The organism is Saccharothrix sp. CCNWYY140 (assembly GCF_037401995.1).
Classification (GTDB): domain Bacteria; phylum Actinomycetota; class Actinomycetes; order Mycobacteriales; family Pseudonocardiaceae; genus Actinosynnema.
Genome location: NZ_JBBEGC010000096.1, coordinates 18,464 through 28,396 on the forward strand (window position 1 = coordinate 18,464; position 9,933 = coordinate 28,396).

Below are 9,933 nucleotides of genomic sequence, written 5' to 3' on the forward strand. Positions count from 1 at the left end.
CGGGCTCAGGCGGGCTGTTTGCGGTTCTGGGTGGAGAAGTAGCCCGCGATCGCCGCCAGCAGGCCGGAGACGGCCATCACCGGCCACACCGCGTGCCCCAGGTTGAGGAACAGGAAGCCGCCCAGGACCGGTCCCAGGGCCGCGCCCAGGCCGAACATGAACTGGAAGCTGCCGATGTACCGGCCCTTCAGGTGCGCCGGACCCGCCATGCCCGGGTAGGCGAAGACGACCGGGCCGCCGATGATCTCGCCGAAGGTCCACACCAGCGTGCCGATGACGATCACGGCCGGACCCAGGGGCAGGCCGTACAGGGCGACACCGACCGCGGTGAGGGCGTACGCCGTGAAGACCACCAAGCGGGGCTTCATCTTCTGCGTCTTCTTGGTGACCACCAGTTCCAACAGGATCACCGCGCCGCCGTTGAGCGCCACCGCCAGCGTGTACCAGAAGATCGGCACGCCGGAAGCGGCGACGTCCAGTGGCAACGTGGACATGTACTGCACGTAGACGACCGCGTTGAAGAACGTGGCCACCAAGTACAGCAGGTACTTCCGGTCGCGGAACAAGTCGCGGTAACTGCCGGTTTCCGCCGGTGTGTCTTCGGAAACGGCGACGGCCTTGGTCGTTTTCGCGGGCAGGGCGTAAAAAGCCAGCACCGCGTAGCCCAGGGCCACGGCGGCTTCGCCCCAGAACAGCAGGTGGTAGCTGTCACCACCCAGCTGGTACAGGCCGAAACCGATCAGCGGCGCCGCCGTGGTGCCCAGGTTCAGGCCGAACCGGTACATGGCGAAGACCATGACCTGGCGGTCGTCGTCGGTCAGCTCGGACAGCAGGGTGGCCGAGGCCGGGCGGTAGATCTGGCTGATCGCGCCCAGCAGCGCGACCGCGCCGATCAGGAGGGCGTAGTTGGGCAGGTACAGCAGCGCCGCGGTCAACGCCGCCGCGCCGGCCATGCCCAGCACCGTCGAGTTGCGCGCGCCCAGGCGGTCCGCGAGCGCGCCGCCGATCAGGACGCCCACGACGTTGCCGATGCCGAACACGCCCAGCGCGGTCGCGGCCTCGCCGGCCGAGTAGCCGCGCGAGGTCATGAACAGCACCAGGAAGATGTTGAGGAAGCCGCCGACCTTGTTGATGAAGACGCCGCCCAGCACGGCTTTCACGGCGGTCGGCGACTCGACGAAGGTGCGCCAGACGCCCGTCGACTGGCTCTCGGTCGTCGTCATCAGGCGCTCTTGACGTCCAGGGCGGACTCGGCCGCGTCCAGCCGGGAGGCGACCTCGGCGCGGGAGGCGCCGGTGGCGATGGCGAACGCGATCCGGCCCCACACCGTGCCCTTCGGCGGCGGGGACACCACCGCACCCGGCTGGGCCACCGTCACCACGCGGTCGATGCCCTCGGGCAGCGCGGCTTCGTTGAAGGACAGCGAACCCAGGGTCGTGTCCTCCTCCTCGACGTAGAAGAACCGGATGCCCGCGACCCGGCGGTGCTTGGGCTCGACGTCCACCGGCAGACCGGCCGCCGCGCCGGCCGCCACCAGGCCCGGGTCGATGCCCGTGGCGAGCAGGCCGAGGTAGGGGATCATGTCGCCGCCGAGCCGGCCGTTGACCTCGATCACCTTGGGACCGCTGGAGGTCAGCATGTACTCGGAGTGCGTGATGCCGTCCGTGAAGCCCAGGGCCTCGTGCGTGTCCTGCAAGACCTTCAGCAGCTCGGGGTCGGTCAGCAAGGGGTCGTCTGCGTCGACGAAGTGGCCGATCTCCTCGGCGTACGGCGGGTAGCCGACGACCTTGCGGCCGATGAACAGCGGGGTCACGCGGCCGTCGCGGACCACGGAGTCGACGCTGATCTCCTCGCCGGACACGAACTCCTCGACCAGGACCGGCTGGTCGGTGTCGAACACGACCGGCTCGGGCGCGCGGGCGCTCTCGGTGAACCCGAAGTTCGCGCGCACCTCGTCCTCGCCGTGCACCTTCACCACGCCCAGGCTCGCGCCGAGCCCGCGCGGCTTGAGGATCGCCGGGTAGCCGACCTCGGCGGCGGCGGCCACGGCCTCGTCCACCGTCTTGACGGCGATCGACCGGGGCTGCGGCACACTCACCGCGTCCAGCGCGGCACGCGTCTTGCCCTTGTCCCGCAACCGCCACACGACGTCCGGGTCGCCGTTGCGCAGCCCGAGCTCGCGCGCGATGAACGCGGTGGCGTGGATGCGGACCTCGTCCCAGCACAGCACGCCCGCGATCGGGTCCTGCGCGTGCAGCTTGGCCGCCTCGGCCGCCATCGCAGGGCCGTCGGTGGTGCTGGGCAGCACGGTCCAGCCGGCGACGTGCTCCTTCTCCCACTCCGGTTCGGCGGTGAGGAACAGGTGCACGCGGTACTTCGCGCCGATCGAACGCAGCAGGTACTCCCGGTACAGCCGCATGCCCGTCGCGACCACGAGCAGCAGCGGCCGGTCCGCTTGGGTGCCGGTCATCGGTTCACGCCCCCATATTCCCGAAATTGGCCGTGCGGATTATGTGCCGACTTCCGGCCGGGCAACAGCCCGACTGCCGAACGACCCATTGAAAAGCCCTATGGGTTGCGGTAACGGTCCTTAGGATGCGGACGTGACCCTCACCGGATCCGTCGGAGTCGCACCGGACTACCGGCACACCCCGAAAACCGTCCACCCCCTGGCCGACCACGACGTGGTGGTGCCCGGCGGCCGGCTCAAGTGGTACGACGTCGTGCGCGACGACGAGGCGATCACCGACGAGGACCGTGCTTCGGCCCGCCGGACCGTGCTGGAGGCCGTGGAGTCGGGAGCGGTCCCGGCGGCCCTCGGGTGCGTCGTGCTGCACCTCAGCGGCGGGTACCACTTCCTCGCAGTGTGGACCTGGCGCAACGAGAACGAGCTGTGGCAGACGCTGTACGTGCGCGGGCCGGGCGGGGCGTTCCGCCAGGTGGGCGGGCGCGGGCACAACCCCGTGATGTGCGTGTGGGAGATGGGGCCCGTGGTGCACGAGCAGCAGGCGTGGGTGCGGTTCCTCTACACGTCGAGGGACGCGCGAGCGGTCGAGGAGTACTTGGCGGACCGGATGTCCGGCCCGGTCGGGTAGTCGCAGTGTCCACTGTGGACTAGTCGGCGTGGCGCAGGACGCTTTCCACCTCGGTGCGGAAGGCGTCCACGCCGTCCTGGCCCTCCGGTGCGCCGTGGGCCTGGAGCAGGTGCAGCAGCGCGACCGCGCCGGCTGAGCGGCGGGCCTGGGCGCGGAACGAGAACGCCGACTCGTAGACGGTGACCGCGATGGCCAGTGCGGCGGCGACGGTGGCCAGGAAGCCCCACATCGCCCGCTGCACCGGGTCCGCGACGGCGACCGCGCCCAACGCCGCCGCGCCCGTGTAGAGCAGGACGGTGGAGGCGGTGGTCCAGCGCAGGGCACGGGCGTAGCGGTTGCGGGCGTGCTCGAAGGCGGCGAGGCGGTCCCCGACGCGGTGGCGCAGGTAGGCGCGCAGGAACTGCTCGCGGTGGTCGGCGAGGACCGCGGGGGTGAGGACCAGCGGCTCCCGGGGACGCGGCGACGGCGCGGGCGGGGCGGGCGCGGGCCGGGGCTTCGGGGAGGGTGCGGTCAAGTGCTCGGAGACCTCGGAGGGCGAGTCCGGGCGGGTCGGCGCGGCCTGGGCCGTGTCCACCGCCACCGGGGTGGGCGCGGGCTTCGGGTCGTCCCCGGTGCCCCCGGCGTTCTCGGTGCTGTCGGTCGTCATGCGTTGCTCACCGGTTCGTGGCGGTGGCGGGCCACCTCGGTCGCCAGCTCGCGGGAGCGCTCGTCGCGTTCCGCGTCGGTGGCGGCCGGTGGCGCGGCCAGGTGGTCGAAGTAGAGCGCCCGCAGCTGGTCGGCGCGGGTGCGTGCGTCGGGGTTCTCGCCGCCGCGGGCCAGCACGGTCAGCACCGCGGCGCCCGCGCCCGCCACGGCGACCAGCACGCCGGGCCACGGCACGTCCCGCAGCCAGACCTGCAACGCGCCGAACGACACGGTCGCGAACCCGGCCAGCACCGCCAGCACGACCAGCAGCCGCGCCCGCTCGCGCTCCCGCAGCGCCGCGACCTCCTGCTCGTGCAGCACGGGCGCGACGACCTGGTTGGCGTCGTGGATCGCGTCCGCCAGCAGCGGGTAGTCCAGCACGTACCCGGGGTCGACCACGGGCCGCCGCGCGGGCTCCCGGAACCGCAGCCGCGGGAACACCCGCACCGGCTGCACGGGTTCGGCGAACTCCCGCGACCCCAGCACGCGGTGCAGCACGGCGACGATCCGGTCCGGTCCCTCGTCCAGGTGCACGACCGCGACCTGACCGCCGCGCGCCAGCACGGCGAGGTCGTCGTCGCCCAGCGCGCCGCGCGCGATGTCGTCGGCCAGCCCGCCGGTGCCGGCCAGCACCAGCAGCGGCCGGTCCCGGCCCAGGTGCTCGACCAGCGTCGGGCGGGCCGTGTCGTCGCCGCCGACCAGCACGGCCAGGGCGGGGCGGCGGCCGGAGACCGCGTCCACCACCCGGCCCAGCGCGGGCACCTCCTCGCCCCACCGCGAGCCGGGCACCAGCACGACCGTGTCGTGGTTCGCGTTGAGACGCTGCTCACCCGGTCCGGGTTCGGCGTCCTCCACCGCGACCCGCCCGGACGGCGCCACGCCGACCAGCCTGGGCCAGCGTCCCTCCAGGGCCTCGGCGGCCAGGCCGGTGAGGTGCGCGACCCCCGCGTCGGCGCCCGCGGTGATCACGGCCGCGTCCCGCTGCACGGCCGCGACCAGCACCGCGCGCAGCACGGGCAGCAGGGAGGCGGCGAGGTCGGTGTCGAGGTCGCCGGACGGACCGAGCAGCAACACGGCCGGTCGGCCGCGCGGCAGACCGAGTGCCCGCGCCCGGACGTCGGCGTCGGGGTGGGCCAGTCGGCGCACCCGCGGACCCGCTGTGGACATGCCGGGCACCCTAGCGCCGGCTCACGTGGATTTCACCCATCAGAGGAACGAATGTTTTTCACGGGTAGGATTCGCCCCGTGCAGATCGACCCCGCCGAGATGGAAATCGCCCTGCGGGTCCTCGCCCAGGTGGACGAACTCGACACCGAGCACCCGGACGCGGTGGTCATCAGGCGGGCGACCGCGGGGATCTGGAAGAGCCTCCGCAAGCGCCGCAAAGCCGCCAAGCGGGCCGCCGTCACGCTCGCCGACCGGGCCGTGATCGAGGCCACCGCCACCGGCTCGCCGACCCGCATCGACGACGAGACCCGCGGCATCCTGCTCGCCGAACCCGACCCCGGGCAGAAGGCGGGCACCCTCCTGCGCGCCCGCTCCTGCTACACGTGCAAGCAGCGCTACACCGAGGTCGACGCGTTCTACCACCAGCTGTGCCCGCCGTGCGCGGCGCTCAACCGGTCCCGCCGCGACGCCCGCGCCGACCTGACCGGCAAGCGCGCGCTGCTCACCGGCGGCCGGGCGAAGATCGGCATGTACATCGCGCTGCGCCTGCTGCGCGACGGCGCGCACACCACCATCACCACCCGGTTCCCGCACGACGCCGTGCGCCGGTTCGCGTCGATGGAGGACAGCGCCGACTGGCTGCACCGGCTGCGCGTGGTCGGCATCGACCTGCGCGACCCGAGCCAGGTCGTGCGGCTGGCCGACACCGTGGCCGCCGACGGCCCGCTGGACATCCTGATCAACAACGCCGCGCAGACCGTGCGCCGGTCCCGGGACGCCTACGCGCCGCTGGTGGCCGCCGAGTCCGCGCCGCTGCCGTCGGGTCCCCTGCCGGAGCTGATCTCCTTCGGCCACACCTCGTCGGCGCACCCGGTGGCGTTGACCGGTTCCCTGAGCGAGTCCATGCCCGAGGTGACGGCGCTCGCGCTGACCGCCGGGTCGACGGAGATCGACGCGGGCGGGTTGGTGCCGGACGTCCACCACTCCAACAGCTGGGTGCAGCGGGTGGAGGAGGTCGACCCGGTGGAGCTGCTGGAAGTCCAGCTGTGCAACAGCACCGCGCCGTTCATCCTGATCTCGCGCCTGCGGTCCGCGATGGCCGCGTCCACGGCCCGCCGCAAGTACGTGGTGAACGTGTCGGCGATGGAGGGCCAGTTCTCCCGCGCCTACAAGGGGCCGGGGCACCCGCACACCAACATGGCCAAGGCCGCGCTGAACATGCTGACCCGCACCAGCGCGCAGGAGATGCTGGAGACCGACGGCATCCTGATGACCGCGGTGGACACGGGCTGGATCACCGACGAGCGCCCGCACCCGACCAAGCTGCGCCTGGCGGCCGAGGGCTTCCACGCGCCGCTGGACCTGGTCGACGGCGCGGCCCGGGTGTACGACCCGATCGTGCGCGGCGAGCAGGGCGAAGACCTGTACGGCTGCTTCCTGAAGGACTACGCACCCGCTCCGTGGTGATCACACCTCCCCCGGACTTGGGGAAGTAGCAACCGGTGTGCGCCATTCGGGTAGCGACCGGCCACGGGCCGGCCCGGTGTGCCACTCTCCGTCGGTAGGCTGGAGCGGTCGCCGGGGGCGTGGGGGTGGGCATGGGTCGCGGGCGGGTGGTGGACGCCGCCGTCCTGTTGCGCGCCGAAGGTGGTCCGCGGTGACCCGGCCGATGAACCCGTTCCCGTTACCGGGGTGGGAGCGCACGCCGATGCGCCCGCTGCGGCCGTGGGAGCGCACCGCCCACCGCGAGTACTACGTCGACGTCGACGGCGCCGAGGCCGCGTTCCAGCAGTACCAGCAGGAGGTCGGCGACCTGTCGGGCGTGCTGGAGGACGGCCGGCTGGTGCTGGTCACCGGCGAGTCCGGGTGCGGCAAGACCGCGCTGGTGAACCGGTGCGCCGACTGGACGGTGCTGGAACTGGGCGGGCGGGGCCTGCGCGGCCTGGTCGTCGACCTCACCGGGTGCCTGCCCGAGGACGAGGAGCTGTCCATCCAGCAGCGCGTGGTCCAGGTGTGCGACCAGCTCTTCGACCGGCTGGTCGACGCGCGGGCGCTGCGCCCGGAGGAGGTCGAGGCGACCCGCGCCGACCGGACCAACCCGCAGCGGGTATTCCCGCGCCTGGCGCACCTGCTGGCCGACGACGTGGTCCTGCTGGTCCTGCTGCCCTCGCCCAACGAGCTGCTGGACGAGGTGGTCCGGTACGCCAAGCAGTTGAGCAGCCCGCGCGTGCTGTTCTTCGCCGAGTCCGCGTTCTTCCGCGCCGACGACCTCGCGGAGCTGGTGCGCCGGCTGGAGGCGTGGGTCCCGCCGGTCACCCTGCTGGTCGGCAAGCTCGACGCCGGGGACCAGCTCCGGTTCGCCAAGGACCGGCTCCTGCGTCACACCGACGCGGGAACCTATCCCCAACTGAGTGACCAGGCGGTCGAATTGCTCAGCAAAATCTGTCAATCCGTCGCCATGCTCCAGCGGATACTCCACGGAACGTACGAGCGGAAGCTCACTTCCGGACTAAGCTACACCGATACCGATCTGGTGACGGTGGACGACATCAGGGCGTACCTGAACGGACTGGGGATGCAGCCATGAGCGGCAGCGACGACCTCCCGCCCGCGCGGAAGAACCCCTTCTCGCCGATGGCGGTCGCCCTGATCATCGACGACTTCCAGGACGACTTCGACTCCGTGGACGTCACCATCGCCACCGACGCCACCCGGCAGGCCGTCGCCCACCTCGACACCTACCTGGAAGGCCCGGCGGGCGCCGGCACGGTGTTCGCCGTGCTCGGCGACTACGGCACCGGCAAGACCCACCTGGCCGTGCGCCTGGTCCGCCACGCCCGCCGCGCCCTGGACGACCCGACCCGCGCCCTGTACCTGGAGGCGACCGCGGACAGCTTCATCGAGCTGTACCGCCGGTTCATGCAGCGGCTGGGCCGCGAGGGCGTGCGCGCGCAGGTCAGCGACTACTACGCCGACATCGTCGCGGACTCGTTGCAGAGCACCGGGTTGACCGCCGACACCCTGGACTGGCTGGGCGGCAGGCAGCTGGAGCCGCAGGAGGTCGTGGAGCGGCTGGGCCTGATGGAGAGCGCGCTGCTGCGCAAGGTCCAGGACACCCTGCGCCAGGTCACCAACAACAAGGATTTCGGCACCGCGCTGACCTTGTTGCTGCGCCCCGGTTTCGAGCACGCCGTGTGGTCCTGGCTGCTGGGCGGCGCGCCGGACCAGGTGCTGGTCGAGCGCGGCATCACCACCCCGATCGACACCGAGGTCGCGGCGCTGGAGGCGATGGGCGTGTTCGCCCTGCTGTTCGGCGGGCGGCAGCGGCGGTTCGTGCTCGCGCTGGACGAGCTGGACAAGATCTTCTCGGCGGACAAGCAGCCGCAGGCCCAGACGATGGCCGCGTTCCAGACCCTGTTGCAGGTGTTCGCCAAGGCCGGCGCGTGCCTGGTGCTGTGCGGCCTGCCCGAGTTCAAGGCCGTCCTGCCGCCCGCGGTGCGGCAACGGATCCCTTACACCGTCACGATGTCCGGCCTGAGCCACGCACAGGTCCGCGAGTTCATCGTGCGGGCCCAGGAAGCGCAAACCGGCCGTTCGGGCCTGGCCCCGTTCACCCCGGAGACGGTCCGGTACCTGCGTGACGTGGCCGGCGGCAACACCCGCAACGTCGTCCGCCTGTGCCACCGCGTGTTCCGCCTGGTGGACGACAGGGCCAGGGCAACGGACGACCCGGACGTGACCGCCACCGACGACATGGTCCGCCAGGCCGCACGGGAGCTGTTCGGTTCCCTGAGCGCCGACGACCTGGACGGGGCCGTGCGGCGCCTGCTGGACGCCAACGGCTGGGAGTACTGGCACAACCACCTGCTGGGCACCGGCGAGGAGTCGAAGGCCGAGTTCTGGGTGACCTTCCCCGACCGCGACGGCGGCTGCGCGGTCCTGCTGGAGGGCTCGCTCCTGGACAACGACGACGTCACCCGCGTGATGCGCCGAGTGTCAGCGGTCCGCGAGGCCCAACCGGACGCCCAGGTGGTGGTCCTGGTCAACGGCGTGCTGACCGACGGCGTGGCCATCCAACTGCGCGAACCCTTGGGCAGGGATCCCTTGGTGTTCTCGGAACGCTCCTTCGCCGAGGACTTCAAGGCCCTGGTGGGCACCACAGCCTTCCGCGCGGAACAGGATCCGATGTCCGCGCTCAGGCAGCGGATGGACCAGCTTTCCAGGCAACAGGCCGGCATCTACGGTTTCATCGAGCAGCTGGCCGAACACGTAGACGGCGTCCGAACGTCTTCGGACCGCCAGTTCGGCGCAATCGGCCGACAACTGAACGTGCTCGTAGGCACCGCGCCGGGTCGTACGTCACCCGAAAGCAGGCTGCCCGGCGAGGTGGAACGCCTGTTCCGTGATGCCGTGGATGCTTTGGAAGGCATCGTCCAGGTCGACTTGATGCTCGGAGAGGCCTTCGACTTCGCCCCACCGAGAACCCAGGAAGCAGTACACCGAAGGCTGCGCACCCCGGAGTTCACCGACGCGGCAGCCAAGGCCATTCTCATCCAGAAGGCCGTCCTGGCGTTCCGCGCGGCCCTGGCGGACTGGTACCGAACGCAGGGCGAGTCCTCGGACGGTGAGGACAGGCTGGAACAGCTGTGCGGGATTTACGACGACATCGTGGAATACCTACCGCTGTTCGACCTGGACCCGTTGTTCGTCTTGCCTCCTTGGACGGCTCGGGGAGGCGGGTTGGTGGTCGACGCGAACCAGACGACCAGGCGAAACCGGGTACATGACGCCCTCAGGAACTTCAGCCCGAGGGTCCGGCGGGCAGTCCTCAAGGGCCTGCACAGCACCTGACCCACCCGCCCTCCGACGACACAGCGCAGCTGTAGCTTTTACGCGCGCAGCGCGCCCTTCGCGCGCAGCGCGGTTGTTCGCGCGCGGAGCGCGCGGTAGGTGTTACCTACAAGTGGAGGGCCTCGGTTCCCCCACC

General features: G+C 71.5%; 8 protein-coding genes. 4 read left to right on the top strand and 4 right to left on the bottom strand.

What is annotated here, in order from left to right:
- Positions 1 to 5: 5 nt before the first annotated feature.
- Positions 6 to 1,223, bottom strand: a complete 1,218-nt coding sequence (locus tag WBN91_RS29995) for an MFS transporter (RefSeq protein ID WP_337727641.1) — start codon at positions 1,221 to 1,223, stop codon at positions 6 to 8.
- A complete protein-coding gene (locus WBN91_RS30000) occupies positions 1,223 to 2,470 on the bottom strand; it encodes an ATP-grasp domain-containing protein (protein WP_337727640.1) in 1,248 nt (415 codons plus the stop codon). The genes WBN91_RS29995 and WBN91_RS30000 overlap by 1 nt, the downstream gene beginning before the upstream one ends.
- Before the next feature lie 133 nt (positions 2,471 to 2,603).
- Here WBN91_RS30000 and WBN91_RS30005 point away from each other — a divergent pair, with 133 nt between their 5' ends.
- Positions 2,604 to 3,095: a hypothetical protein gene (locus tag WBN91_RS30005; RefSeq protein WP_337727639.1), complete on the top strand. Its 492-nt coding sequence runs from the start codon at positions 2,604 to 2,606 to the stop codon at positions 3,093 to 3,095.
- Between the two features lie 19 nt (positions 3,096 to 3,114).
- On the opposite strand, the gene WBN91_RS30010 is transcribed toward WBN91_RS30005, so the two are convergent.
- Positions 3,115 to 3,741, bottom strand: a complete 627-nt coding sequence (locus tag WBN91_RS30010) for a hypothetical protein (protein ID WP_337727638.1) — start codon at positions 3,739 to 3,741, stop codon at positions 3,115 to 3,117.
- Positions 3,738 to 4,946, bottom strand: coding sequence for a hypothetical protein (locus WBN91_RS30015; protein ID WP_337727637.1), 1,209 nt, complete (start codon positions 4,944 to 4,946; stop codon positions 3,738 to 3,740). Before WBN91_RS30015 ends, WBN91_RS30010 begins: the two co-directional genes overlap by 4 nt.
- Positions 4,947 to 4,997: 51 nt before the next feature.
- On the opposite strand from WBN91_RS30015, the gene WBN91_RS30020 reads away from it, so the two are divergent.
- From WBN91_RS30020 to WBN91_RS30030, 3 genes are all read left to right on the top strand, one after another.
- On the top strand, positions 4,998 to 6,413 hold the full coding sequence (locus tag WBN91_RS30020; RefSeq protein WP_443217825.1) for an SDR family NAD(P)-dependent oxidoreductase: 1,416 nt from the start codon (positions 4,998 to 5,000) through the stop codon (positions 6,411 to 6,413).
- 190 nt (positions 6,414 to 6,603) lie between these two features.
- Positions 6,604 to 7,533: a hypothetical protein gene (locus tag WBN91_RS30025; protein ID WP_337727635.1), complete on the top strand. Its 930-nt coding sequence runs from the start codon at positions 6,604 to 6,606 to the stop codon at positions 7,531 to 7,533.
- Positions 7,530 to 9,797 (top strand): hypothetical protein, encoded by a 2,268-nt coding sequence (locus WBN91_RS30030; RefSeq protein ID WP_337727634.1) that lies wholly within the window; start codon positions 7,530 to 7,532, stop codon positions 9,795 to 9,797. Before WBN91_RS30025 ends, WBN91_RS30030 begins: the two co-directional genes overlap by 4 nt.
- Positions 9,798 to 9,933 lie beyond the last annotated feature (136 nt).

Excerpts from the sequence above, each read along its gene's own strand:
- WBN91_RS29995 (WP_337727641.1), bottom strand. The coding sequence starts at position 1,223 with ATGACGACGACCGAGAGCCAGTCGACGGGCGTCTGGCGCACCTTCGTC.
- WBN91_RS30000 (WP_337727640.1), bottom strand. The coding sequence starts at position 2,470 with ATGACCGGCACCCAAGCGGACCGGCCGCTGCTGCTCGTGGTCGCGACG.
- WBN91_RS30010 (WP_337727638.1), bottom strand. The coding sequence starts at position 3,741 with ATGACGACCGACAGCACCGAGAACGCCGGGGGCACCGGGGACGACCCG.
- WBN91_RS30015 (WP_337727637.1), bottom strand. The coding sequence starts at position 4,946 with ATGTCCACAGCGGGTCCGCGGGTGCGCCGACTGGCCCACCCCGACGCC.
- WBN91_RS30020 (WP_443217825.1), top strand. The coding sequence starts at position 4,998 with ATGTTTTTCACGGGTAGGATTCGCCCCGTGCAGATCGACCCCGCCGAG.
- WBN91_RS30030 (WP_337727634.1), top strand. The coding sequence starts at position 7,530 with ATGAGCGGCAGCGACGACCTCCCGCCCGCGCGGAAGAACCCCTTCTCG.